At 45.1% G+C, this 25,244-nt stretch carries 19 protein-coding genes; 8 read left to right on the top strand and 11 right to left on the bottom strand.

Features of this window, described 5'->3' with window-relative positions; translation table 11 throughout:
• Positions 1-2 precede the first annotated feature (2 nt).
• From OO778_RS08315 to OO778_RS08330, 4 genes are all read right to left on the bottom strand, one after another.
• The gene (locus OO778_RS08315) at positions 3-1,742 is read right to left on the bottom strand and encodes an ABC transporter transmembrane domain-containing protein (RefSeq protein WP_264911307.1); all 1,740 of its coding nucleotides are present in this window, start codon (positions 1,740-1,742) and stop codon (positions 3-5) included.
• A gap of 273 nt (positions 1,743-2,015) precedes the next feature.
• Positions 2,016-2,507: a type II secretion system protein gene (locus OO778_RS08320; RefSeq protein ID WP_264911308.1), complete on the bottom strand. Its 492-nt coding sequence runs from the start codon at positions 2,505-2,507 to the stop codon at positions 2,016-2,018.
• Positions 2,508-2,721: 214 nt separating this feature from the next.
• Positions 2,722-4,065 carry a sodium:glutamate symporter gene (locus tag OO778_RS08325; RefSeq protein ID WP_264911382.1) on the bottom strand — a complete coding sequence of 448 codons (1,344 nt, stop codon included), beginning with the start codon at positions 4,063-4,065 and terminating at the stop codon, positions 2,722-2,724.
• A 574-nt stretch (positions 4,066-4,639) separates the two neighbouring features.
• Entirely contained in the window at positions 4,640-5,326 is a 687-nt protein-coding gene (locus OO778_RS08330; RefSeq protein ID WP_012841859.1) for a DNA-3-methyladenine glycosylase I, read from the bottom strand.
• Positions 5,327-5,412: 86 nt separating this feature from the next.
• Here OO778_RS08330 and OO778_RS08335 point away from each other — a divergent pair, with 86 nt between their 5' ends.
• Positions 5,413-5,607: a hypothetical protein gene (locus OO778_RS08335; protein WP_005394200.1), complete on the top strand. Its 195-nt coding sequence runs from the start codon at positions 5,413-5,415 to the stop codon at positions 5,605-5,607.
• 98 nt (positions 5,608-5,705) lie between these two features.
• On the opposite strand, the gene OO778_RS08340 is transcribed toward OO778_RS08335, so the two are convergent.
• The 3 genes from OO778_RS08340 to OO778_RS08350 form a co-directional block, all read right to left on the bottom strand.
• The gene (locus OO778_RS08340) at positions 5,706-8,531 is read right to left on the bottom strand and encodes an Hsp70 family protein (protein ID WP_264911309.1); all 2,826 of its coding nucleotides are present in this window, start codon (positions 8,529-8,531) and stop codon (positions 5,706-5,708) included.
• 61 nt (positions 8,532-8,592) lie between these two features.
• Entirely contained in the window at positions 8,593-10,548 is a 1,956-nt protein-coding gene (locus OO778_RS08345) for an Hsp70 family protein (protein ID WP_191907421.1), read from the bottom strand.
• Entirely contained in the window at positions 10,548-11,180 is a 633-nt protein-coding gene (locus tag OO778_RS08350; RefSeq protein WP_005394205.1) for a DUF2760 domain-containing protein, read from the bottom strand. Before OO778_RS08350 ends, OO778_RS08345 begins: the two co-directional genes overlap by 1 nt.
• A 289-nt stretch (positions 11,181-11,469) precedes the next feature.
• Between OO778_RS08350 and OO778_RS08355 the strand changes: the two genes are divergently transcribed.
• Positions 11,470-13,011, top strand: coding sequence for a sensor domain-containing diguanylate cyclase (locus OO778_RS08355; protein ID WP_258623561.1), 1,542 nt, complete (start codon positions 11,470-11,472; stop codon positions 13,009-13,011).
• An 83-nt stretch (positions 13,012-13,094) separates the two neighbouring features.
• On the top strand, positions 13,095-13,625 hold the full coding sequence (locus OO778_RS08360; protein ID WP_005394213.1) for a 3'-5' exonuclease: 531 nt from the start codon (positions 13,095-13,097) through the stop codon (positions 13,623-13,625).
• 252 nt (positions 13,626-13,877) lie between these two features.
• Here OO778_RS08360 and OO778_RS08365 read toward each other — a convergent pair whose 3' ends face one another.
• From OO778_RS08365 to OO778_RS08375, 3 genes are all read right to left on the bottom strand, one after another.
• Positions 13,878-14,318, bottom strand: coding sequence for a TerB family tellurite resistance protein (locus tag OO778_RS08365; protein ID WP_005394215.1), 441 nt, complete (start codon positions 14,316-14,318; stop codon positions 13,878-13,880).
• A gap of 189 nt (positions 14,319-14,507) precedes the next feature.
• Positions 14,508-16,448 (bottom strand): alkaline phosphatase D family protein, encoded by a 1,941-nt coding sequence (locus OO778_RS08370; protein ID WP_264911310.1) that lies wholly within the window; start codon positions 16,446-16,448, stop codon positions 14,508-14,510.
• A gap of 9 nt (positions 16,449-16,457) precedes the next feature.
• Complete coding sequence (locus tag OO778_RS08375) at positions 16,458-16,808, bottom strand: hypothetical protein (RefSeq protein ID WP_005377676.1); 351 nt, start codon at positions 16,806-16,808, stop codon at positions 16,458-16,460.
• 237 nt (positions 16,809-17,045) lie between these two features.
• Here OO778_RS08375 and OO778_RS08380 point away from each other — a divergent pair, with 237 nt between their 5' ends.
• Entirely contained in the window at positions 17,046-18,350 is a 1,305-nt protein-coding gene (locus OO778_RS08380) for a MipA/OmpV family protein (protein WP_257888553.1), read from the top strand.
• Positions 18,351-18,412: 62 nt separating this feature from the next.
• Positions 18,413-18,832, top strand: a complete 420-nt coding sequence (locus OO778_RS08385; RefSeq protein WP_226977493.1) for a hypothetical protein — start codon at positions 18,413-18,415, stop codon at positions 18,830-18,832.
• 79 nt (positions 18,833-18,911) lie between these two features.
• On the opposite strand, the gene OO778_RS08390 is transcribed toward OO778_RS08385, so the two are convergent.
• On the bottom strand, positions 18,912-19,496 hold the full coding sequence (locus tag OO778_RS08390) for an FMN-dependent NADH-azoreductase (protein WP_046875241.1): 585 nt from the start codon (positions 19,494-19,496) through the stop codon (positions 18,912-18,914).
• Between the two features lie 185 nt (positions 19,497-19,681).
• Here OO778_RS08390 and hrpA point away from each other — a divergent pair, with 185 nt between their 5' ends.
• From hrpA to OO778_RS08405, 3 genes are all read left to right on the top strand, one after another.
• The gene (gene hrpA / locus OO778_RS08395) at positions 19,682-23,668 is read left to right on the top strand and encodes an ATP-dependent RNA helicase HrpA (RefSeq protein ID WP_207546006.1); all 3,987 of its coding nucleotides are present in this window, start codon (positions 19,682-19,684) and stop codon (positions 23,666-23,668) included.
• A gap of 182 nt (positions 23,669-23,850) precedes the next feature.
• Positions 23,851-24,330 (top strand): outer membrane beta-barrel protein, encoded by a 480-nt coding sequence (locus OO778_RS08400; protein WP_005394221.1) that lies wholly within the window; start codon positions 23,851-23,853, stop codon positions 24,328-24,330.
• Positions 24,331-24,529: 199 nt separating this feature from the next.
• Positions 24,530-25,045 (top strand): outer membrane beta-barrel protein, encoded by a 516-nt coding sequence (locus tag OO778_RS08405; protein ID WP_074191432.1) that lies wholly within the window; start codon positions 24,530-24,532, stop codon positions 25,043-25,045.
• The last annotated feature ends 199 nt before the right edge of the window (positions 25,046-25,244 follow it).

The raw sequence follows: 25,244 nt of genomic DNA on the forward strand, positions 1-25,244 counted from the left end.
CATTATTCCTCCATCGCCTGTTCTAGTTTTTGGTACTCGAACATTTCGGCGTACCATCCCTGATGCGCTAATAAAGCGCTATGTTGCCCACGTTCAGTAATGTGGCCGTGATTCAAGACAATGATCTCGTCTGCTGCTTCCAATGCGGTGAGGCGGTGTGCAATAACGATTAGGGCTTGATTACGGTAGTGTGTTTCCAAATTCTTAAGGATTTGATGTTCGGTCCGGCCATCAACAGCCGAAAGCGCATCATCCAATACCAAGACTTGTGCATTTAGTAACATAGCGCGTGCTATCGCAATTCGTTGTTTTTGTCCTCCAGAGAGAGTAATGCCTTTCTCGCCAACTTCAGTTTGATAGCCTTCAGGAAACTTCTCAATATCGTCATGTATACAGGCTAACTTTGCAGCTCTATAGACTTCTTCTTTCTCTGCATTAGGGTTACCTAAGGCAATATTATCGAAGATAGATTTGGAGAATAGAAACGGGCTTTGATTAACCACGGCAAAGCGGTTGCGCCACTGAGGAAGTAGGGCATCTTTAATCTCAACATCCCCGAATGTAATTGAACCGTTTGTTAGGTCGTGCTGACGCAAAAGCAGCGTTAGCAGGGTTGATTTTCCGCTTCCGACAGGGCCAGCTACTCCCAACATTTTACCGGGTTCAAGTTCGATTTTTATTTCGGCCAGAGCTGGTGGTAAATCACTGGACCAGTGGAAAGCATCGATATCAATTTTTAATGGCAGTGGTTTATCTTCTAATGGTTTATTTCCACTGACAATCTCTGGTGTTTCATCAAAGATCTCTTGTAGGCGATTCCATGCTGCGGAGCCTCGCTCTAAAATATTAAATAAGAAAGCGAAGGCCAGCATAGGCCATATCATTAACCCTAAATACATCGTAAAGGCTGTTAGATCACCAAGCGTGATCTCTCCCTTATCGACAAGGTAAGCACCAGCAGCGACACTGAGAAGGAAAGAGAGGCCGATGGTGAGTTGGATAGCTGGATCAAATCTCGCGTCGACTCTAGCGACGGCGATATTTTTCTGACCGGTATCATCGACTACATTTTCAAAACGCTGTTGTTCTTGATTCTCTAACCCAAAAGCTCGCAACATTCGCACGCCGTTAAGTGACTCTTGCGTCATGTCTGACATGGTAGAAAAGGCTTCCTGAGCAATGCGGAAACGTTGATGCAGTATACGGACAATAAAAAAGATGATGATTGCAAGAAACGGCATTGGAAGAAGTGCCATAACGGTGAGCTTCCAGCTAACTTGCGTTACCATGATGATTAAAACTGCAATACCCGTGATCAAGGAATCGGCTGCCGTTAAAACCCCTTCGCCGGCTGTCATTACGATGTTACGTACATCATTAGTACCACGCGCCATCAGATCACCGGTCTTATAACGTTCGAAAAATCGGGGTGGTTGTGTCGATAAGTGCCTATAGAGACGATTACGTAGAATGGTTCCGAGTTCCCAGCTTGCGCCGAAAAGCCAAATTCGCCATAAGATACGGCATCCATAAATGGCAAAGATCAGTGCAGTGAGTCCCAAGAGCCACAGAATCAGCGTATTTGTATCTAACGTGTTATCTACGACCCCATCAACGATGATACCGACCGCTTTAGGAGGAACAAGTTGTAGAGTTGATATCACAGCGAAAAGCAAAATCGATCCGACATAATGCTTCCACTTTTGTTGGAAATACCAACGTAACTGCCAGAATATTCTCATCACGCCTCCCGCTTTAAATTATTGAATTTGTTATAGAACTATTATTGAGCGAAATGATGAGTTTACAAGCACAAATTATTGGCGGTCGGAAAAACGATAGATTGTTTCGATTACGGGCGCGTGCGGTCGCGAATTACTTGTTTTCTCGCTGCAAGCTAACTATGAAACAACATTATGTGAAATAGTTGTTAATGATGGGTTTTGGGGCCAGTATTCTGCTAAAAGCGATGAAAGCACCAAAAGTGCAACTGTTACTGTCACTCACTAGGGGAACTAGCAGTCGTCAGTTTGTATTTTGTAGCTGACTTGGCCACCTGGAGTTTCTGGGTAGTAAACTTCGACATAACACATATGGTCTGGACCAACAGGTTTGTTTGCAAAGCCGATAAGGAAATAGGGTTCGTTCGGGCTGTCTACCCCGTACCAAGTATTGATAGTGAGTTGAGGGTCGAAACCTGCCAGCTCTTTTGCGGGAATGACATTCTTAATAAATCCAAAGTAACCAATTAGGTCGTTATTGCCGTCATTATCTAGATCAATGTTATATTGTTTGCCGCCATCTACCGTCTCTTGAGATTGAATAACGGCTTTAGTGTACACAAAGTTGTTTGCAGTCATGAGCGCTTCCCTCGCGCCATATAGTACTGCCACTCGGGCATCTTTTTGCAGACCAAGAAATTTAGGAAGGGCAATAACACTAACGACACCAAGGATAATGATGCACACAATGAGTTCAATGAGGGTAAATCCTTGAGAGCGATGCACTGCCTTTTCTCCATGAGTCATGAATAGTTTGGCGGCTATTTTGATATAAAAATGCGTAGGTCAAGTATTAAAAAAGGATGGGAAGGGGTGACCAAGCTTGCAGATCTTAAATGTAAAACAAGTTGCTTATTTGTTACATGCTGGTGGGAGGCGGCTATCGAATAAGGGAAGAGAGTTAAATTCGGGAGGATAAAATACCTCCCGAAATGATCAATTAAGACTCGTTTGCGACGGCTTGACCGCTGCGCTTAAATACAAATCGCCAAATGAATAAGACAACGGCAATATAGGTTAGACCAACACCTAACGCTTGCCAGTGCATGCCGTTATACATTGCGATTGGCATAAGCGAGATGATGAAAATGTCCGTAATTGAGCCTGGAACATAAGCGATAGCATAGTCGTCTAACACTTTACTGCGCATTTTGGGGTCGACAATGCGTAATAACGCGATACCCATAGCGACTGTACCTGTTAACCATCCCCAAGAGAAAATGCCTTTCTCAAACCAGTCATCTCCCATGATGCGAGGTGCAACCCAAAAGATAAGCCATAGCGTGAACGCGATACCACCAATTGCGAGCACTACCATTGGCATTAAATACTGCGCTAGAACCGTGATCTTAATCGCTGAAATTCCAAAGATGATCAGGTAATCCGTACTAATACCCGCTGCGTGTTTGAATGCGCCGTCACATAGGTAATGAGATGCCTTGGTTTGCTTAGCGATAATTCGAACTAACATACCGCCCAGAAAGCCAGTAACGAAAGTCGGAATTTGTACCTTATCGTGGAAAGAAGATAAGTAGTTGGCTGCTATATAAGAGAAAGCGGTTACCACTACAACCAGCGCCGCGTGAATCGCGAAAGAATCGACTGACAATGATGACATCGTATCTTTCATCACAGGTTCTTGATCGTCAGGTTTCACTAAGCCTTTGCGTTCGTGTTCGTCCATGCTGTCGAATGTCGTAAAGCTACGAATCCAGCCCATTTTCAACGCAAACTGAAGCATTAACATGCCCACCGAGATTGAAATAAAGATCCCAACCGTGGCGAACGTTAAACCAAGTGTAAAACCATCTTCCCAGCCAAGGCCTGTGAAGATTTCACCGACTACAGATGCTGAACCATGACCGCCCATGAATCCCGCGGACATGGTTACGCCAAACCCAGGATTAATGTCAGGCCAAAAGAAGGTGGTAAGTACTAAACCAAACATTGCTGCAAACAGCCATTGCGACACGGATGCAATTTGGTTAAACGCCCACAATGAGCCTGCTCGTTGAGCAACCACTTTTGGTGACGGGACATCTGTTGCTAAACCCAACGCAGAAAAAAGTGCAGCAGTTAAGAGGCTTGCGTTTGCGGTAAAAGTATCTGTCCAAGGTAATACGTTAAGCAGAGCTGGGCCAAAAATAAGACCAAATAACCCAGCCAATACAGCTGATGGAATGTACATGCGTTGTAGTAAAGGCATATGTACACGAATTACTTTTGCTGCAATTAATAGTAAGCCAGCGATGGCTAAGTCAGTCAGCATTAGACCTTTTGGCATTTCTTGTCCTCCAGTAAATGCGTTCAAGGGGCTCATCCTTTTAACCAGCCTTGATGTAATAAATAACTTCCAGCACAAAACCACGAAAATAGTCACTCATGTGACATCGCGTCATGGTTGTTCTAGTCAGCACTCTATTGCGCTGTCGAATTTGTATTAACGGATCTGTTGATCCTTAAATCTATAAAGTGAGTGCAATTGTTGTGAGTGCTCACGAAGTGTTGAGAAATTTGAATAAATTCCTCGATCAAGTTTCTGATAGTTCACTCAGGAAGGGCGTGTATCCTAGTCAGTTTGTCAGCGCAATGCAATTGAGCGTCATCAATATTTAGTGCCTAAAAACTGGGCACTTGTAATTAAATATTTGATAAATAAAAATATTGAACAAGAAAAATAATTTGTCGATATGATAACTTTTTGTGATTTGAAGGGGGATTTTGCCACTTTAAGGAGGGATTTTTTGGAGGAATCGAGAAAGTAGTAATATCAGTAAGAGCTAAAGTAGAGTGATTCGCGCAAATATCATGCGTTATAGGGGGCCGGAATTTCGCCCCCAGAGCTACAAAGTGCTTGTTTAAATTCGGTTGTCACCAGTACTAAACGCGATAATTTGACTGATTTCGGTCAAGCTTCTTCCACTTTCTTGCTGCCACTGAATAAAGGCTTTATTAGCAGAGTCCAAGGACTTTTTCGTGTCTTTGCCGCCTTCAATGATCTTGCAGTTGCGTAAATAAGCTTCGACATCGTTAGACAGAATAAAAGTGTCCACGCCCATTTGGCGTAAAGTGTAAGGGCCTGTATTTCCACCCAAACGACTACCATGCTTCTTCAAGTAGCCCCATAGATCCGTGATCTTTTCCCGAGGCCATTCAGCAATCATGTTACTGAACGAGCCATATTCGATTCTTGCTTCGTGGATCATGCGAGCGTTGGCCGGAATCGACATGACTTTAGTGAGGTGGCGAATGATGCGTTTGTCGGTCGCTTTGGTTTCCCATTGCTCGTCTGACAGCATCAACAACGGCTCAATCTTAAATCCGAAGAACACTTCTTCGAAGTTCGGCCACTTGTTGCGAACCACGCTCCACGAAATCCCACTTTGGAACACCTTCATCGAAAAAGCGGCGAGCCAACGGTCATCGGGAATCGCTGCTAATTCCTCTTTACTTAATGGGTGAGACAATAGCGCTTCAAGCTGATCTTCTCCGCCTTTTCGCTCAGCAGCACGTTGATAAATCGCGTCAAATTTTTCGATACTCATAAAAGAAGTTAGTCCTAGTTTATGTCGATATTTGCGAAACATACTACGCTTAAGTGGCTGAATCGTAAATTGATGGAGTGTCACAAATGAAGAAGGTCACATTAACGTTTGTCGGGGAAGGTTCGGAGCGTATCGCGGATAAATTTTATACTTGGCTGGCTGATGGCGGATTAGAAGACAGCTTAATTGAAACTCTATCGGACAGAGAAGTGTCGGTGGTCGGTATTAGCGATATGGATAACGAAACGCGCGATGTAGTGATTACGACAGAAATGAATTAGCGCGTTGTACACGACCAAAACCAAAAGAATGCGATACAACAAAGCCCTTCGTCGGAAGGGCTTTGTACGTCTAACTCGTCTTCTTGTGTAGAGTGGATTTAATGATGAACTAGCGTTAAACCGCTTGGTAAAGCATCACCGAAGACGCGTTTTGATTCGCTTTCTGAAAGCTCTTTCACTTCTTTAACTAGTGATACCCAAGATTCGGGCACTTTACTTTGTTTCAGCTTTGTTAGAACTTGCTCTCGGTAGTCGTCAGAGATATCGAATAGTCGGTCGCCCGTCTTACGACAAATCATTACGGCTGCGAAAGCGATCATTGGTTCTTTCTGCCAGTTTTGTTCCAGTAATTTAGGTAGCCACTGTTCCGCTTGTTCACGAGGAATGACGTTGTGCTGGCTGCCATAAAGTGGCGTTCGCGATGCCAAGCGTCCCAATGCCCACCAGTGCGCTTGTTCAAACTGGTTTTGGTTGATGGCTTTGCTCAAGAACCACGTTGCCAATAGAACTTTGTCTTCGACTTCTAGGTGTTCAAGCGACGCCGCCAATCGAACCATGGATTCATAACCCATGTCTTGTGCCGCTTTAGCTGACTGTGGGTTTTTCATCGCGCCAGGGTGTAGGTATTTCGCGATGTCCGCCAAGATGGTCTCTTGCTGCTCTTGGCTTAAACCACCGGCAATACGACGCCAGAATACCCACCAGTCAGTCCAACCTTGATGGTTTTTAAACTGAATGTTTTGTTGGTAGAGGCCCCAAACTTGCTCAATGCGCCAAGAGTCTGTTGGATCGCCAAAGCCCGGACGCAGTGCAAAGCCCGCCAAACGAAGCCAGTTTTTCTCGTGTTGTTCAGAGCGACGGCGACGTTTACGACCTTGTGCAAAGGTATCAAACAGTTGACGTAGGGTAGTGAAATCCCACTCGTCACGTTTACCGAGCTTTTTCTCAAGATCTTTGGCTAAGGTTTTGATCTCTTTGCCTTCTGCGCTTTTTTTGTTACCGCTGTATAGGCGAGCGATTAGCTCCTTACATTCGTCCAGTTTAGGGTGAAGCTTAACTTGTTCACTGTCGTCGGTTTGCTTGTTACGGACTTCGAATTCCAGCTCCCAACGTTTGTTGTCGTCTTCTGCGCTGACACATTCCATCTTAAGTGTGCCGACTTCAGTCAACTGACACGCCAGTTGTACTTCTACGCGCTCTTTCTGGTTGGCTTGCAGTTCGGCGCCTTCACCTTCAAGGGTGGTGATATAAGGCGGCAGAGGAGCAAACAAGTCTGGGTCAACATCAACCATCACGCCATTTTGAATGGCGGTGTTATTGGTTAAGGTGTCGTGGGTAGAAGTCAGCAGATTAAAGCGAACGGGCTCTCCAAGAGTGAGCGAGAAACGACGACCGCTTAAACGGATCTCATGGCCTTCTTCTGTTCCTTTTGCAAGTAAACAGAGGGCTTTACCCATTTTGTTTTTTTCTTGAAGATGCAAGAAGTAAGAACGCGCTGCACCACCACCAATTTTCAGTTGTGCGCCACGACGTGCTTTACCAAATGCTACAGCACCTAATGCAACAGACCAATCTGGATGTGGGTTATCTAATACCGTAACTGGTGCGCCGCGCCAGTCAGAAAGTAGGGCGGTGACACGTTCAGTCACCAGATCACTGTTAAACACGCCTCCGTTCAACAACACGCCAACTGGAATCGCGTTTTGTTTCTCGTCTTCAATGCCAAGAGCGGCACGAGCGACTTGCTGGTGCTGAGTTAAGAACTCGGCAACGTGCTTACTCACCGCTGGGTCAGCAACGTATGGAAGGCCAAACTCGACAACCGCGCTGCGGCGTTTGTCTGGTACTTCACTGAAATCAGAAAGCGGGAAGAAGCCATCTAATGCGATTTGGTGCACTTCTTGTTTGCTTAGAGCAATACTCTTTGTGCCCCCAAGTAGCTTAGAGCCGCTACCTAACATGGTGATCTTCACTTCGTCAGGTGCGCTCGCTGAAAGCAGGTTCTCTTTCGCTTTACGTGTTTGCTGAATTAGCTTTGTTAGGCTTGCTGCAGTGAGTTTCTTACTTTGTTCCCCTTTATTCTGAGAAAGGCGGCTTTCCGCAAGGTGCGCTAATGCTAAGTCGAGGTTATCACCACCCAGCATCAAGTGTTCGCCAACGCCAATACGATCAAGGGCTAGCTCATCTTGAGAAGAGAAACTGGCTTCAATCAAGCTTAAGTCGGTGGTACCACCACCCACATCGCACACCAGAATCAGCGGTAACTCTTTGAGCTCATCAGCTGCGGTTTTCTGATGGCGTGCGTACCAGTCGTAACATACGGCTTGTGGTTCTTCGAGCAGGACGATTTTCTTTAAACCAGCCAGCTGTGCAGCTTCAAGCGTGAGTTTACGAGCGGTTTCATCGAACGACGCTGGAACGGTCACAACCACATCTTGGTCTTCTAGCTTATTGCTAGGATGACGGTAGTTCCATGCTTGACGAATGTGGTTGAGGTAGCTTGCGCTGGCAATGACGGGTGATACTTTATCCACGTCTTGCGCGCCAGCCCAAGGAAGAATGTCTGAGCTACGATCCACTGCTTGGTGCGATAGCCAGCTTTTTGCACTGGATACCTGACGTCCTTCTACCTTTGCGCCTAATTCACGAGCCCATTCACCCACGATCACATTACTAATGTCGCCAGATACAGGTTCGCTTTCCCAAGGAAGTGTCAGGTCAGAAGGGGATATTTGACCAACCGCAGGGTGGTAGCGGAAAGAGGGCAGAAGTGGTTTACGAACGACTTCGCCCGGACCAATCAGTTGGTCGATGTCAAATAGGGATACTTCGGATTGTTCAAGGTTGTCGGTGATTTCACAGTAGGCCACCACAGTGTTTGTGGTGCCGAGGTCAATACCAACAAGGAAACGAGGAGATGCCATACAAAACCAAACCTTCGTGTATTTAAAAACGGCACCCGATTGGATGCCGTTTGACTTCTAATTATTGTTCTTCGTTTGAGTCACTTTTCGCGTCTTCGCGCACATCGAACTCAACATGCCATTTTTGCCCGTTATCAGCGGCAATGGCTTCTAAGTAAAGCGTACCAAGCTCTGTGACGCGAGAAGCTAGGGTAACTGGAACCACTTCACCTTCACGACGACCTTCTGATACAGGCAGCGTTACTTGGATTTCTGGTAGCTCTTCAAGCTCTTCTGGTGCCCAGTAGTCAAGGTGAGTACCTGCTAGGTCGTCACGACGAACGGTTGAGCCGAAGAATTGGAAGTTAACCGGCTGACCGATGATCAAACCAAACTCTTGGCTTGGTACGTCAACGCTTGAGCCTTCTTCCATACCAAATGGTGCTACACACAGTGCTTCCATTGGAGGCGCCATGCCCGGAATCGCAGGCATCGCACTTTCGATACCCACGTAGTACGCCGAAGCAATACCGCCGCGGATACGAACGCCTTGACCACGACGCACAGAGCCGTAGTAAGCCGCACCGCTAGCAACCGCAAGGTCTAGATCCACACCTGTTAGGCGTTTCGCCATTTCTGCGTCTGCTTCAATTAGCCATTCGTTGATCGTGTCTTCTAGACGACTGGCTAGAAGTTTCGATTTCAGCACACCACCGTTGAATAGGATTGCCGTTGGTTTGATGAAGTCAGCCGATTGCGCTGCATCCGCCCCTGGCATACCTGGCATGTTTGCAAATGGGTTGAAATCTTGAGCTTGCGCTGATTCACCACCGCTTTGCGCGTGTGCTTGCTTAGACAAGAACGCTGCAATGTGACGAGTAATACCCGCATCTTGTGCGTAAGGCAGACCCATTTGTGTTAGTGCGCCACGGTTACGTTGAACAGGGTGGTCCGTAATCGCAACTTGAGGGAAGAAGCCGTCAACCAATGTTTGTTGTACTTCTTCTTGAGTCAGTTCTGTCTTCAACGTTGCGCCAAGCAGTTTAGAACCGCGGCTTGGTACCACGATTGGTACTGACTGAAGTTCGCTGTCGTTCAATAGCGCTTCTTTCGCGTCACGACATGCGTGCGTCATCGCCTGAACTTGCCACGGCTGTAGCTCTTTGCCTTCTTGCGCTAGCTTCATCTTCAAGCGGTACGCAAGTGCAAGGTCCATGTTGTCACCGCCAAGTAGGATGTGTTCACCTACCGCGATACGGTTCAAAGTTAGGTTGCCGTCGTCTTCAGTTACTTCAACCAAAGAAAGGTCAGTTGTACCACCACCGATATCGACCACAAGCACAATGTCGCCAACTTCAACTTCGTCGCGCCATTTGTCGTTGCTGTTATCAATCCAGTTGTAAAGCGCAGCTTGAGGCTCTTCTAGAAGCGTTAGGTGCACAAAACCAACGTTGCGTGCTGCTTCGGCTGTTAGATCACGAGCAGCAGGATCGAAAGAAGCAGGAACCGTAATAGTTACGTCTTGATCGGCAAGGTTGTGATTTGGGTTCGCGTGATTCCAAGCATCTTTTAAGTGCTCAAGGTATAGCTCGGTTGCGCGAAGAGGGGATACTTTCTCCACTTCTTCTGGGCTACCCGCTGGTAGGAATGCGTCACGACGGTTTACACCACCGTGGCAAAGCCAAGATTTCGCACTTGCAACAAGACGAATTGGTGTTTTTGAACCTAGGTTACGTGCAATCGCACCAACCAGAGCTTTTGGCTCACTCGACCACGGAAGAACGCGTGATTGCGGGTTCATTTCGTGCTCGTGCGGTTGGTATAGGAAAGAGCCTAATTGGCTACGAGTCTCTACCGTACCCGGCGCAGTAAGCTGCGGGATAGGCATAACTTCAACGCGAGCATCTTCGTCATGTGTATCAACAAAAGACATTACACAGTGTGTTGTACCTAAGTCGATACCGACACTGAATTTAGGCGTCTGTTGAGTTTCAACAGACGCTTCTTGAGAATGATTTTCTTGGTTCATGTGTTCCATTACAGCTCAACCTCGGCTGGAGCAATCACAGAGGCATCGTAGTTTTCTGCCAGCTTAGGAAGGTTCATCGATGTTGCCTTCCAGCCTTTGTGCACTAACGTGCCTTGGAATGGCGCGCTGCCTGTCACGTTGCCAGTAAGGCGGATTTCTTGTGGGTTGAAGCCTTCTTCAACCGTAATACGAGTTTCTTCGTCTTCGTTGCGAACGTGCGCAAGTGTTACGTAATCGTTCAATACTTTCTGGCCACCAGTATGAATTACGCGAGCTGCTGCGCCTACTTCTTCGTCAGAGAATGACGTTAGGTCTTCTTGTAGGAAGTCGATCAGACGAGCTTCTTGTTGCATGATAGAAAGTAGCTGCATTGCAGAGTCCGTTGATGCTGTTGCAAGTTTCGATTCAACTTCAACCACTTTTTCAACGACTTTCTCAACTTCAACGACTTTTTCTACTTCGACGATCTTCTCAACTGGCTTCTCAACTTCGACGATTTTCTCGACCGGTTTTTCTACGACTTTCTCAACCACTTTTGATTTGCGAGAGACCGCGACTAAAAGAAGCAAAACGCTCGATGCGGTTAGGCCAGCGTGAAGCATATCGAACGTTTGAGGAATTAGGTTCAAATCAATGTTCATGACGTTTTTTCTCTTTCTATTGATTATTGGTGCTCAGTATTGGCTCATATGTGTTCACTAAAACGATCGTCTTTGCGATCTTGCACCAAGTTTAGACATTAAAATGATGACGGATGGTAGCATATTCAAGGCTTAAGGCTGTAATAATTCGTGACTATACCGTACGAACAGCGTGAAAAATCGACGATCGGACTGCCCAGCATAGGTTGTTGCTTGATGTTTGTGCGTTGCTAACGCAGTATTTCAATAGATCCCGAAGTTTAACTTACGGAAGTATCAAAATTACGATATGACACAAAGCACCGCTCACAAGAGCGTTATCAAACGACATTCAGACTCTATTCTAGCTTTTGCAGCGACGTTGTGTGTCACTGCTGGTGTGGTCGGTGCTGCTTATACGATGCAGCAACGGTATACGCAGACGACGTTTGATACTTTAGCTGACCGACAAGCAGAATCACTGAAAGCGAACGTCGAAAATGATTTAAAGTTTATTGGTGCAGGTGCAAACTTTTTTCATTCGATTGAACGCACCTATTGGTCTTCGTTCCCAATGTATGCGGAACAAGTAATCAATAGCTCGCGAAGTCTAATCGGACTTCAATGGATGCAAAAGGTCGAATTCGAAGACCTTGATGAGCATATTTTAAAGACCCGTCAAACATTTCCTAATTTCCAACCGTTTACCGTTCCTAAAGATGGCCCCAAAACCTACGGGTACATTTTTGAACACAAAGAGCCAATTTTTATCGCATCGGATATTTATCCAAGAACACCAGAAAACCTTTCTCTATTAGGTTTCTATTTTTCACGTAAACGCTTCGATCTCATCTTGGATGATATATCCACAAATGGGCGAGCAAATGTCTCGGATAAAGTTCGCTTACTGCAAGATGGGTATGACAAGTCCATTCCTAAAACTGGGCTGCTAGTGTTCCATCCAGTGTTTGACTTCGAGAACAAACATTTATTAGGTGTAGTGACAGGGGTGATTCGAAGTACGGTTTACTTTGAGGATTTGATCACGAAAACCGCGACTGAGCTAGATATGTCGGTGCGCGTAGAAGACCTAGGCTTTGACGCAGCAGATGATCCCGTTCTCTTCCAAAGTTCAAACTGGGACAACATTCGAGGAACGGTTATAAGCCGTACCATTCAACTGCCTAATCGTGAGTGGCGGATTGATTTTAAACTTTCTGATGCCGTCTCTGCTTGGGAGCGTTCTATTTTAGCGGGCACGACATTAGCCGGGTTGGTAATCGCCTTTTTGATTAGTTGGATTGTGAATTTACAGTCACGAGAAAAAGAGCGCTTGGCGGTCATGTTAGAGCTTAAAACCGTCGAATTAAAAAGGATGGCTGAGCGTGACCCTCTAACTCAGTTACTTAATCGCCGAGCGTTTAACGATCATTTGCTTAGCCAGATAAACAAAGGTGTTAGCTTCGCATTGGTTGGTTTTGATATCGATCACTTTAAAGTTATCAATGACAAGCACGGTCATTTAGGGGGAGATGAAGCATTGCAGCATGTGACTAAGCTAGTTAGTGCGAATCTAAAGCCTGGAGACCGATTTTATCGTGCTGGTGGTGATGAGTTCTGTATTATTTCTAAAGTCATTGATAAAGAAGTACTGGAAGCTTATCTGGAAAAGTTGCGGAGCATCGTGGCAAGTACGGCTTTTGATTATGGCGATGCTTCAATCATTTGCACGTTAAGTATCGGCGCGGCTGTCCATAAAGATGAAGATCCTGAAAGTTTGTATCACAAAATGGATAATCAACTTTATTTGAGTAAAAAAAACGGTCGTAATAATGTGTCGATTGGCGATTAAATGGGCGCGCAAATTCGAGTTTTACACCGTGTTACGGTAGAATCCCACGCTTTAAAATTTTATGTTAGGAATCAAGACAAACTATGAACCATAACCGTATTGTATGCTTCGATTTAGAAATGTGTTGCTGGAACGAAAATGGTGTCGGCAGCACGGGTGAAATTATCGAAGTTGGGTTGGCTGAAATAGATTTGTCTAGAGGCGAGATAGTCAAGCGAGCTCAATACTACGTAAAACCTGAACATGATGAAGTTTCGCTGTTTTGTGCCGAGCTAACAGGTATTACGCCGCGTAAAATTGAAAAACAAGGACGCCCATTAGAAGAAGTGCTTAAATCCATGGTTAAGAACTTTGGTGGTCGAAACAAGATTTATGCATCATGGGGCCGAGATGACCTCATCCTGCTTGAAGAGTGTAAGCAAAAAGGTATTGAAGCGCCATTTACGGAGTTCATCAACTTAGCGACGCTTTATCGCATTCAAAATCGTCTTAAGGATAAGCGTATTGGTCACCGAGCAGCTCAAGAAGCAAAAGGCATTGATTGGGAAGGGCGCCAACATTCTGGTTATGTGGATGCCTACAATTTAGCGAAGCTTGCTCTGACTATGCTTTAATGGTCCGATATAGATAGGCAAACTTGTAATCAAATCGTCATTCAACCATTGTTGTTTTGTCATGGAATCTGTTTAGTGTAGAGCTCGTCAAACATATTCATATCTTGACCAGTATTTTAATAACAATGTCGTTGGCTTATCGAAAAAACGCGCGTAATGCGCGTTTTTTTATGGCTATAGAATTCAATCTTCGCCATCATTTCACGGCAGACTTGAAATAGCTTGCGCGACTTACATGTTTACCTTGTTTCCTTACTGAGATTGCAACTTTGCTCGAATGAACTCACTGTGATCAACGTAAAGTAGTTCTGCTGTTTTGCGGATCACTGCATCTTCTAGTGGATCAATTTCGCCATCGGCATACGCCACTTCCCACATGCTTTTGATTAAGTTGTAGCGTGTTTCTTGAGTCAACTCTCTCAGTTGAGAAGTAAAATCGTACAGAGACGCGGAGTCTTTTATTTTCTGTTGCGCTTGCTCTAACAAAGCATTTGATTCTTCTTCATTTAATGACAGAAGCTTCATCAATAATGAACGCTTTGTTTCTTGCTCTTTATCATCGACGTTATGGTCTGCGCCAGATACTTCACAGAGCAAGCACGCGATAGCCATATTCGGAGAGAGTGTGTTGGTTTGACTTAAATCAGAGCCTTCAATGAGCTGTTTAAATAATGAGGTAAGAGAGTTAAACATATTGAACACCGAGCTATTGTTTATTTGGTTAACATGGTTATAAATACGGTAGATCTCAAGGTGTGGTATCAAATTTAGCACGCCGTTGACAGTCAAGAGCTTTGCTCATCTACCCAAATCCCTCGTACTTTTAAGTTCAGTCAAAATGATTTGCCTTCAATAAAGGGCAAGTCATTTTGGGAGCGAGAGTTAGCCTTCGGCACGAGTTGGTGGAAAATGTACCTCTTCACCATCGCTCGTTAGAATGCTAATTTGGCTCGGCTTTCCTTCGTCATCAAGACGCAGCTCACCAATGGCGCTGTGGTTAACTAAGCGATAAAAATTGTGCGTACTTGGTGCGCGTTTGTAGATCTTTAGACGCTTACGTTTTGTAAACCAGTTTAAAGGCGAACGAGGGCTATATAGAAGCCTATCTAGACCATCACAAATATTGAGCAATTGGGTTGGGAACTGATTTTTAATCCCGCTACAGGTGATTTGATAGATATTCGGACTATTTTTTCGGTAGCGAAGTTTAATGTCGTATGCAAAAGAGTAGTGCACGTCGCCAGAGAGAATAACGAAATTGGTCGGCGTCTTAGTATGTGTAAAAATACTAATAAGCGTATTCGCACTTCCGGGGTGCGCCATCCAGTTTTCAGCATCGACCATTAATGGTTTACCAAGCATCGTCACTACTCGCTGCAGTGCTTCGATAAACTTCACTCCGAACATTGGCGCGGCAGAAACAATGATAACTTTGTCTTGATGAACAAGTTCTTGGTGGAATTCAATCATTGCTTCCCAGTCCATTAACCCAGAGGGCTTGTTCATTTTCGACTCAGAACGCCAGCGTCTGGTTCGCGTATCTAGCACGACAACTTTTGGCGTCGTCGGAATGGTGTAATGCCAATTCTCAAAGCGATACAAATATTGAATAAATGCATCTTGAGTTTGTGAGGAACGCTCGTTGAAAAAGCGTTGAGCGATACTCATAAACTCATCATTGAATTTTTCTGGCGCGTTTCCCCACCCTTGGCAGAGCCAGTAGGCAATCAGGCTGTTACCGATAATGCGTTTTGCAAAGGCGTTGCTGTACGCGGCTTGTTCCCAGCCTATGGTAAGGTTCCAATCGTCGGTGACATCGTGATCATCAAAGATCATGTAGGTTGGAATGTGAGCAAGTAGGCGTTGAACATTATCTAGACCTGAGACGAATTTATCTATTTGAGTTTTTTCTTCGCGCCATTGCTGTTGCCATTTGGGTTCGAGAGTTGCTCCGCCGACAGTAAACTCATTTTCTAATAAGCGATCTGTCCGAATAAGCTTCCATAAGGTCGGAGACCAAACCAATAAGTACATTGCAAAGCATTCGGCAAAGCTTATTAGATGGTTTTCACACTCTTTGGCGCTGAATATTGGCGTCCCTCTGTGCGGGAAAAACGTACTCAGTAAACTGCCATCATTCACATAATGAGGCAACAATTTGTCCCGACCATAATAACAAGCTGAGTGCTGGTAGAGGGCATTGGTATTTTTTATCGGCGCTTGCTCGAATTCTTCGCCCGGTAAACCGAGTAGGGCAATGACTTGTTCGATGGCGTCCAGAGTAGGGCCTGCAACATGGTCTGCGTAGATTTGGTCACCACTCATGATGAGCATATCTGGTCTTTCTTCGATGGTTTGAGATGCGATTTTATGATCCGCAGCGACCAATGTATCTTTACTGAAGTGGTGGGGATTCCGGCACGAGCCATGCAGGACATAATCTGCTTTTTCGCTGATTAGGAACTCAATGCCCAAATTTGGACAGTTATCTCGTTCATAAGTCAGATGAGGAAGCAGTTCCGTTACTGAGCCGTGTTGCGTTTGTATTTGATAGCGTAACGTTTGATGGGTCGGAAACTCGCCCTTTAATTGCAACAAACAGCACCACGCATTGAGACCGATTTGAAGCTGTTCTTTTTGCTCACTTAAGGGGGCTTGATGAAGGACGGAGGCGTTTTCATCCGTAATTTGCACCATACCCTCCAAGCGTTGGGTGGTGACTAGCCAAATATTGATTTCAGTTGCGGTCACTTTGCGCAAAATCGGACCTGCAACGATAAGAGGAAGTGAAGATGTTTCAGTCGTGTTCATCAATGCTGGCAAAACGGCTCCTTATGTGTCAGCTTCTTCTTCTAATATTTCGATAACTTGTGAACTGCTAAGTTCATGTCCCATAAGGAATAAACCTAGCATGGCATCGGCTTTTGACGCGTTATCACTGTCTTCATCCAAAATCTGCTGAAGTCGCGTTCTGATTAGATCTATTTCGTGCTCGACGAAGCCGCGTCCCTCTTCGTCTCCCTGACCATCTTCTGGAGCATTATCAAAGTGCAAAAATAACATGTCACCATCAAGTTGAGTCCCTATCAACCTTTCAGGCAGCCATGCTTCTCCCATCACAATGTCTGGGTCCGTGTCTGCGGGTAAATGATTCAAGGTAGAGATAAGTTCTGATGCTTTCACTTTTTACTTCATTATGTTTGATTTAGAACTAAGCTAGAGTTTTAAGAGCTTGTTACGATAGTAAAAATATTCACAAATAAGCTCATCTAGTCGTGCAATATTAATATAATCTTGGGACTCAAACTGTCACGAGGATGACAACATTTGTCATTGTAACGGCTATCATCAGAAGAACATAAGCTTTAAATGGCAAATCATTGATGTTTGCCTGCTTCTCAACCAACATTTTTCGAACTCATGAAGAGATTAATTCTAACAACACTCACTTTACCTTTAGCTGCGATGGCTTCTTCTGCGTATGGTGTAGAAGAGCAAACGTGGGGAATTGCAGCGATGTATCGCACCGCATCGATCCCGTTTTATACCGCCGATAATGACTCGACGGTGAGTACATTTGTACCAATGATGTTCTTTGAAAACGAGCATTTGTATATCAATGGCATTGAAGGCGGCGTTTTTCTGTATGACGAGAGTGATTCTGACTGGCGCGCGAGTGCGATCATGCGATTGAGATTTGTTGATATTCCCATGTCGCTACAAAATGCCAATGAAGGGGACAGAGTCGACTTTGGTGGTCAAGTTCGTTATAGCATTAACGACAACTGGCGCGCAGAGTTAGAATTAATGACGGACGATGAACTCCAGTTTCACTCTAATTATCGCCTTGCCGCTAATTATGCGTTTGGTGATTGGGAGTTAGAGCCATCTATCACGATTCGATACAAAGACGCCGACTTCAACAGTGAATATTATGCGTTTAAAGATGTTACTGGGGAAAGAACTGGAGCAGGACTTGACGCCAACATCGGCATCAAAGCGCGTTATCATGTGACTTCCAACTTGTACTTATTGGGGGAAACGAGTGTCACTCGCTTAGATGATAATGCCTACAACAGCCAGCTTGTAGAAGACCGATATCAAGGTGAATTGTTTGTCGGTTTTGGCTTTTTCAACGATAAAGGCAAAGCTCCGAAATCAGCACTGAGCAATAAACCATACCTACGTATCGCGCATGGTTGGGCGACGCCTTCAAATATTGGTGAAATATTTAGCTTTGAGAGAGAAAAAGACCCATACGACAATCAACTTACTTCATTGTTTTATGGGCACCCGCTAACGGACGAGTTGTTTGGCTTTCCTCTTGATATTTATTTAACGCCAGGTTTGGTTCATCACTGGTCGTCCAGTGTTCAGTCCGCGAGCACAGAATACGTGATGGCGATTAAGGCTTATTATACAGTTAATTGGCCAACGACTTGGCGATTTGGTGTTGCGGAAGGTATGTCATACGTCGACAACATTACCTACATCGAAGGAACCGAAATGGAAGACAAGGGTTATACACCAAGTAAGCTACTGAACTACTTAGACTTCTCGTTTGATGTAAATATAGGTGACTTATTCAACCAAAAAAACTGGGAAAATATGTGGGTGGGTTATTCATTGCATCACCGCTCAGCAATTTTCGAAAGTGCGTCCCAGTTTGGGCGCATTAAAGGCGGGAGCAACTACAATACCATTTACTTCCAGTTCGAGTTTTAGAGTATCGTAAGATGCATATAGGTCGGATTTGCAACTGACTTCTTTATCGCCCATTATGAGTAATGATGAATAATACAATGCTGCTTTCAACGCGAACCTTCGTGTATCGTGCCAAAGTTAAGGCTGTTTGTGATGCATCTGATGAATCGGATGGCATGAGCACCATGAGTATCGACTCCTCATTCAATATTCAAATTGAGGCGATAAACTGTACCAACGATGAATTTGCCAAGCGCTTTTTTGTCGTCCACGGGGAAGGACATTTAGAGGGTGACGAATGGTTAGTGTTGTACGTCAATTCTCTTGAGGTTGACGTTGGAGACGATCTCGAAATTCCGAGTGATGTCGCGTTTGATGCGATGATTGAGAATATGATAAACGAAGCTGAGCAGTCTTTGGAAAAGCTCTATCACGAAGCGCTACACAACTTAGAGAAAGTGAATCGCTCTGGGAGAAATAAGATAACTTCTAAACACGATTAGGGTATTTTGATCGACAAGGGATTGGCGCGAACCAATCCCTTGTTATTTGTATTCTACTTGTTCTTGAACTTAGGCCAATTTACGCTATCGCTGCAAGTTGGCTCTGCGCTTCAGAAATGCCTTTCGCAGCGAAATCTTCACCCATGTTTAGCGCTTCCGCATAAACAAATTCCACATCAGTTATACCAACGAAACCTAGCACGGTACGCAGGTATGGTGTGACGTTGTCAGTTGGTGAATCTTTATGGATACCACCGCGAGTCGTGATGACAATCGCTTTCTTACCTTCGATCAGGCCTTGAACGCCGTTTTCAGTGTATTTGAATGTCACGCCAGCACGAGCAATCAAATCAATCCAGTTTTTAAGCTGAGTTGGAATTGTAAAGTTATACATTGGTGCGGCAATAACCAAAGTGTCTGCGGCTTTTACTTCTTCAATAAGGGTATCCGACAGTTCGACAACCGCTTGTTGTTCTTGTGAAAGATCTTCCGTTGCGCGAAGTGCAGTGGCAACGGCGAAGTCCAAAACTGGTAATGGGTTTGCAGCCAAATCACGAACAGTTAGCTTGTCTTGGTCTACATTTTTGATGAAGTCTTCAACCAGTTTGTTTGATTGAGAGTAATCGCCAAGGATGCTTGATTTTAGAGCTAGTACACGAGACATAATGGTTATTCCTTAAATAAGTGCTTTTGACTATGGGAGCCATTATAAGCGAGGCACGTTGGTTAAAAAGTATAGGGATTCGCTGAACATGTTCGAAAAATTTGAATGTGGTTTCGGTTATCTTGTTGCAGATCTTGTGTGATACAATCCGCGCAGTTTTTGTAATGAAAAGAATAGGAAACGCTTTGACTTCGTCACAGCCCCCAAAAAAGAATCCCGCTGAAGAGCAAGCGACACCGTCAAATGGTGTGCAAAAGGCGACAGCGAAACAAGATAAAGCACCTCAGGCTCAAGTGAATAGCGCGGCGTCTCTACGCAAAGCGTTAAGCCAGTGCATGATGCGTGACCGCTTCCGTTTAAGTAAACGCATTTCTGGTGCGAGCAAAATTAAGAAAGATGCAGCACGTAATGCTGTGTTTGATGAAATTGCACTCGACATTGCTAAATCGATGATGGTTGCGGAACAACGCAGCAACTACAAACCAACGATTGAATACCCAGAAATTCTGCCCGTCAGCCAAAAGCGTGACGACATCGCTAAAGCTATTGAAGAAAACCAAGTGGTTATCGTCGCGGGTGAAACCGGTTCTGGTAAAACCACTCAGCTGCCAAAAATCTGCGCTGAGCTTGGTCGCGGTAAGTTCGGTCTGATTGGTCATACTCAGCCTCGTCGTCTTGCAGCGCGTTCGGTTGCTAACCGTATTGCCGAAGAGATGGAAACCAAGCTTGGTGAGTTTGTTGGTTACAAGGTTCGATTCAACGATCAGATCTCTGAAAATACCCAAATCAAATTGATGACGGACGGTATCTTGTTGGCTGAAATTCAGCATGACCGTTTCTTGAATCAATACGACACCATTATTATCGATGAAGCGCACGAGCGCAGCCTTAACATCGATTTCATCTTGGGTTACTTGAAAGAGTTGCTACCACGCCGTCCTGATTTGAAAGTAATTATCACGTCGGCAACCATCGACCCAGAGCGTTTTTCAAAACACTTCAACAATGCACCAATTATTGAAGTGTCAGGTCGTACTTACCCAGTAGAAACCCGTTACCGCCCACTAAGCGGTGATGACGACAATGATCGTGACCAACTTGAAGGCATCTTCGAAGCGGTAGACGAATTGTGCGATGAAGGTTTAGGTGACATCCTGATTTTCATGAACGGTGAGCGTGAAATTCGTGATACCGCAGATGCATTGTCCAAACGTAATCTGAAGAGCACGGAAATTGTGCCGCTTTACGCGCGTTTGTCGGCGGGCGAGCAGAACAAGATTTTCCAACCTCATGCTGGTCGCCGAATTGTACTGGCAACCAACGTGGCAGAAACCTCGCTAACCGTTCCGGGCATCAAGTATGTTATCGACCCGGGCACGGCGCGCATTAGCCGCTACAGTTACCGAACTAAGGTTCAGCGTCTTCCAATTGAGCCGGTTTCTCAGGCGAGTGCGAACCAACGTAAAGGTCGTTGTGGTCGTGTGGAAGAGGGTATCTGTATCCGTCTGTACTCAGAGGAAGATTTTGAGTCGCGCCCAGAGTTTACCGATCCCGAGATCCTGCGTACCAACCTAGCATCGGTTATCTTACAGATGACCGCACTTGGCTTGGGCGACATTCAAGCCTTCCCATTTGTGGAAGCGCCGGACAAACGTAACATCCAAGATGGTGTTCGTTTGCTGGAAGAGCTTGGCGCGATTAATTCTGAGGTAAAAGACCCGAAAAAACGCCTGACTTCCATCGGTCGCCAATTAGCTCGTTTGCCAATCGACCCACGCTTGGCGCGTATGGTTTTGGAAGCGCCAAAATATGGTGCGCTTAAAGAAGTGATGATCATTGCAGCAGCCTTGTCGATTCAAGATCCACGTGAGCGTCCTTCAGACAAACAACAATCATCAGATGATAAGCACCGTCGTTTCTTCCATGAAGAGTCGGACTTCCTGACGTTTGTGAATTTTTGGGAATACATCCAAAAGCAGCAAAAAGCGTTGTCTAGCAACCAGTTCCGCAAGCAGTGTAAGCAAGATTATTTGAACTACTTGCGCGTTCGCGAGTGGCAAGACGTGTACTTCCAAATTCATCAGTCGATGCGTGAAATGGAATTCAAACTTAACGATGAGCCTGCGTCGTACCATGGTGTACACAGTGCGATCTTGGTTGGTTTGCTGTCGCACATCGGTATGAAAGACCAAGAAAAGAATGAATATCAAGGCGCGCGCAACGCTCGTTTCCACATCTTCCCTGCATCGGGTCTATTTAAGAAACAACCTAAGTGGATAATGTCAGCCGAGTTGGTGGAAACCTCGAAACTTTGGGGCCGTATCATTGCCAAGATTCAGCCGGAATGGATTGAGCCATTAGCCAAGCACCTTATCAAGCGCAGTTACAGCGAACCGCATTGGTCGAAGAAACGTGCGGCGGTGATGGCGCACGAAAAAGTCATGCTTTACGGCGTGCCAATCGTACCGAAACGTTTGGTGAACTACGGCAGTATCGATTCGACCGTTAGCCGAGAAATCTTTATTCGTAGTGCGCTGGTGGAAGGCGAGTGGGAAACCAAACACGCGTTCTTTAAGCAAAACCGTAAGCTTCTGCAAGAAGTGGAAGAGCTTGAACACAAATCTCGTCGTCGTGACATCTTGGTGGATGATGATGAGCTGTTTGATTTCTATGACCAACGTGTTGGTACCGAAGTGGTGTCTGGTAAACATTTCGATACGTGGTGGAAAAAAGCATCGAAAGAAGATCCTGAACTGCTGAACTTTGAAAAAGAGATGCTGTTCAAGGGCGATGCTAGTCATGTCACCGACTTGGATTACCCGAACTTCTGGCATCAAAATGGTTTGAAGCTCAAGTTGAGTTACCAATTTGAACCGGGCGACGATAGTGACGGTGTCACAGTGCATTTGCCGTTGCCGATTTTAAACCAAGTTGAACCAGCGGGCTTTGACTGGCAGATCCCAGGTTTACGTCATGAGCTTGTGGTTAGCTTGATTAAATCGCTGCCGAAGACGATTCGTAAGAACTTTGTGCCTGCGCCAAACTATGCCGATGCATTCTTGGCACGCGTCAAGCCAATGGAAGCGCCGCTGCTAGACTCGCTAGAGAAAGAACTGCGCCGCATGACGGGTGTAGAAGTATTGCGTGAAGACTGGAACTTGGAACAGGTGCCTGAGCACTTGAAAGTGACGTTCCGCGCGGTTGATCATCGAAATCGCAAACTGAAGGAACATAAAGACCTTCACGAATTGAAAGAGAGCTTGAAAGACAAAGTTCAAGAAACGCTTTCTAAAGTGGCGGATGACGATATTGAACAGCAAGGTCTGCATACGTGGAGCTTCGGTGAATTGCCGAAAGTGTATCAACAAAAACGTGGTGGCTACGATGTAAAAGCGTATCCAGCACTTGTTGATAGCAAAGACAGCGTTGAAATCAAACTCTACGAAACCGAATTTGAGCAGATCACCGCAATGCGTGCTGGCCAGCGTCGCCTAATTTTATTGAACGTACCGTCGCCAATTAAATACTTGCACGCTAACTTACCGAACAAATCGAAGTTGGGTTTGTATTTTAACCCTTACGGCAAAGTGCTTGATCTGATCGATGACTGTATCGCCTGTGGTGTCGATAAGCTTATTGAAGAGCAGGGTGGCTTAGTTTGGGAGCCAGAGAAGTTCGAAGCGTTGAAAGAACACGTTCGTGCTGAACTGGGTGATACCGTCGTAGAGATCGCGAAACAGGTTGAGACTATTCTGACAACGGCGTTCAGCATCAATAAGAAGCTAAAAGGCAAAATCGACTTCACTATGGCGTTTGCTCTGTCGGATATCAAAGCACAAATTGAAGGCTTGATCTTCAAAGGCTTTGCGACGGAATGTGGCTGGAAACGCTTGCCGGATATTCTTCGCTACATGCGTGCGATAGAGCGTCGTATGGAGAAGTTGCCAATCGATCCAAACAAAGATCGTTTACACATGCTGAAGATTGAATCTGTGACTCAAGACTATAAAGAGTTGCTGAACAAGATCCCGAAAGGTGTGGCCATTCCTGAAAACGTAAAGGAAGTGCGTTGGATGATTGAAGAGCTTCGCGTGAGTTACTTTGCTCAACAATTAGGCACTCCTTATCCTGTTTCTGATAAACGAGTCAAAAACGCGATTGATGCTTGCTAATCAACCAGTAAAATAGCGTCAGATTTGTAATTATCGCTTATAAGGTTACTGGTACACTAATTGCTTGTAACTTAATAAGCGTTATTTTTTAGTTCTGGGAGGCAATGATTCGCCTCCCTTTATTTGTAGTACCAACGACTGAGTTATGCAGACGTGGGAATAATAAAGAGTAAAGGTAGATGATGAAAAAAACTCTATTAGCAGTGGCGCTACTTGGCGCATCTTCTGCGGCAATGGCAGATTCTTGGATTTACGGTGGCGCAACAGTAGGTCAGTCTGACTACAAAGGTGAGACGGATACATCATACTCTGTTCACGTTGGTACAGGCATCCTACCTATCATTGGTATTGAAGCCGGTGTGACGCAACACGGTGAATTTAACGTAAATGGTCAAGACACTAAGCTAACGTCTTACTACGCAGCACTTAAGCCAAGCATCGACTTTGGTCCACTGCATGTGTATGCAAAAGGTGGCTTCCACCAGTGGGACAAAGAAGTGAAAGGCGGCAAAGACGATGACGATTTGGATCTAATGTACGGTGTAGGTGCTGAGTACTTCATTTTTGGTCCGATGTCTGTTGGTGCTAGCTACATGAACTACACGGCGGGTAAAGACGATATCGGCACGTTCTCTGTTAACGCAACACTGCATTTCCTATAAGCGTCTAGCTTTCTAACACCCATATGAAAAACACCGACTTTATGTCGGTGTTTTTTTGTCTGGAAGTCACAAAACAAAAGTTGAACATAAATTATTCACTTTTGGATCTTAAAATGCTCATGCTTTCCAATATATAGTGGCGATTAAATGCGCATATTTGCGTAATGTTTCGCTTAGGAATCGCTCAGGAAGGGATAGTATGAAAAAAACACTCTCGTTATTAGCTCTAACGTTGTGCTCAACATCAGCAATGGCTGACTCATGGATTTACGCTGGCGGTCAAATCGGTCAATCTGATATCGATAGCGAAAACGATACAACCTACGGTATTCATGTAGGTACTGGTATTTTGCCATTCATTGGCATTGAAGCAGGTTACTTTAATCACGGCAAAGTGAATTTATCACTGAGTGGCAGCAGGGGGAGTGCTGATTTTGATTCATTCTATTTAGCAGCGAAACCAAGCATCGACTTTGGGCCGCTTCATGTCTATGCCAAAGGTGGCATCAATGCATTCAATGTTGATTATGACGGCGGACTGAGAAATCTAGATAAAGATGATGGTGTCTCCTACATGTATGGTGTCGGTGCCGAATACTTCTTGCTCGATAATGTTTCTATTGGGGCAAGCTATCAAGCGTTTGGCGTGGATATTGACAGCGATAGTGACACCGTGAGCAGTGTGACAGGGAATATTACCTTCCATTTCCTATAATACTCAGTCTCTATGAAAACGTTACTGACTTGGTTTCATCGCTAGCTTTGAAACCAAGTCAGTGTGACTTATCTCAATTTACGCGTCCATCAATGATAAAGCCACAGAGCGCAAGTATTTCCAGTGCTTTTCCAACGATCAAATTACGATAAAATCAATCGTTAGACCTCGTAATTTTTGTGTTGATATTACTTTGTTC

It is taken from the genome of Vibrio sp. STUT-A16, assembly GCF_026000495.1.
GTDB classification, from domain to species: Bacteria; Pseudomonadota; Gammaproteobacteria; order Enterobacterales; family Vibrionaceae; genus Vibrio; species Vibrio diabolicus.

Coding starts and splice junctions, on each gene's coding strand:
- OO778_RS08315 (WP_264911307.1), bottom strand. CDS start 1,742: ATGAGAATATTCTGGCAGTTACGTTGGTATTTCCAACAAAAGTGGAAG.
- OO778_RS08325 (WP_264911382.1), bottom strand. CDS start 4,065: ATGCCAAAAGGTCTAATGCTGACTGACTTAGCCATCGCTGGCTTACTA.
- OO778_RS08330 (WP_012841859.1), bottom strand. CDS start 5,326: ATGAGTATCGAAAAATTTGACGCGATTTATCAACGTGCTGCTGAGCGA.
- OO778_RS08335 (WP_005394200.1), top strand. CDS start 5,413: ATGAAGAAGGTCACATTAACGTTTGTCGGGGAAGGTTCGGAGCGTATC.
- OO778_RS08340 (WP_264911309.1), bottom strand. CDS start 8,531: ATGGCATCTCCTCGTTTCCTTGTTGGTATTGACCTCGGCACCACAAAC.
- OO778_RS08345 (WP_191907421.1), bottom strand. CDS start 10,548: ATGGAACACATGAACCAAGAAAATCATTCTCAAGAAGCGTCTGTTGAA.
- OO778_RS08350 (WP_005394205.1), bottom strand. CDS start 11,180: ATGAACATTGATTTGAACCTAATTCCTCAAACGTTCGATATGCTTCAC.
- OO778_RS08355 (WP_258623561.1), top strand. CDS start 11,470: ATGACACAAAGCACCGCTCACAAGAGCGTTATCAAACGACATTCAGAC.
- OO778_RS08360 (WP_005394213.1), top strand. CDS start 13,095: ATGAACCATAACCGTATTGTATGCTTCGATTTAGAAATGTGTTGCTGG.
- OO778_RS08365 (WP_005394215.1), bottom strand. CDS start 14,318: ATGTTTAACTCTCTTACCTCATTATTTAAACAGCTCATTGAAGGCTCT.
- OO778_RS08380 (WP_257888553.1), top strand. CDS start 17,046: ATGAAGAGATTAATTCTAACAACACTCACTTTACCTTTAGCTGCGATG.
- OO778_RS08385 (WP_226977493.1), top strand. CDS start 18,413: ATGATGAATAATACAATGCTGCTTTCAACGCGAACCTTCGTGTATCGT.
- OO778_RS08390 (WP_046875241.1), bottom strand. CDS start 19,496: ATGTCTCGTGTACTAGCTCTAAAATCAAGCATCCTTGGCGATTACTCT.
- OO778_RS08400 (WP_005394221.1), top strand. CDS start 23,851: ATGAAAAAAACTCTATTAGCAGTGGCGCTACTTGGCGCATCTTCTGCG.
- OO778_RS08405 (WP_074191432.1), top strand. CDS start 24,530: ATGAAAAAAACACTCTCGTTATTAGCTCTAACGTTGTGCTCAACATCA.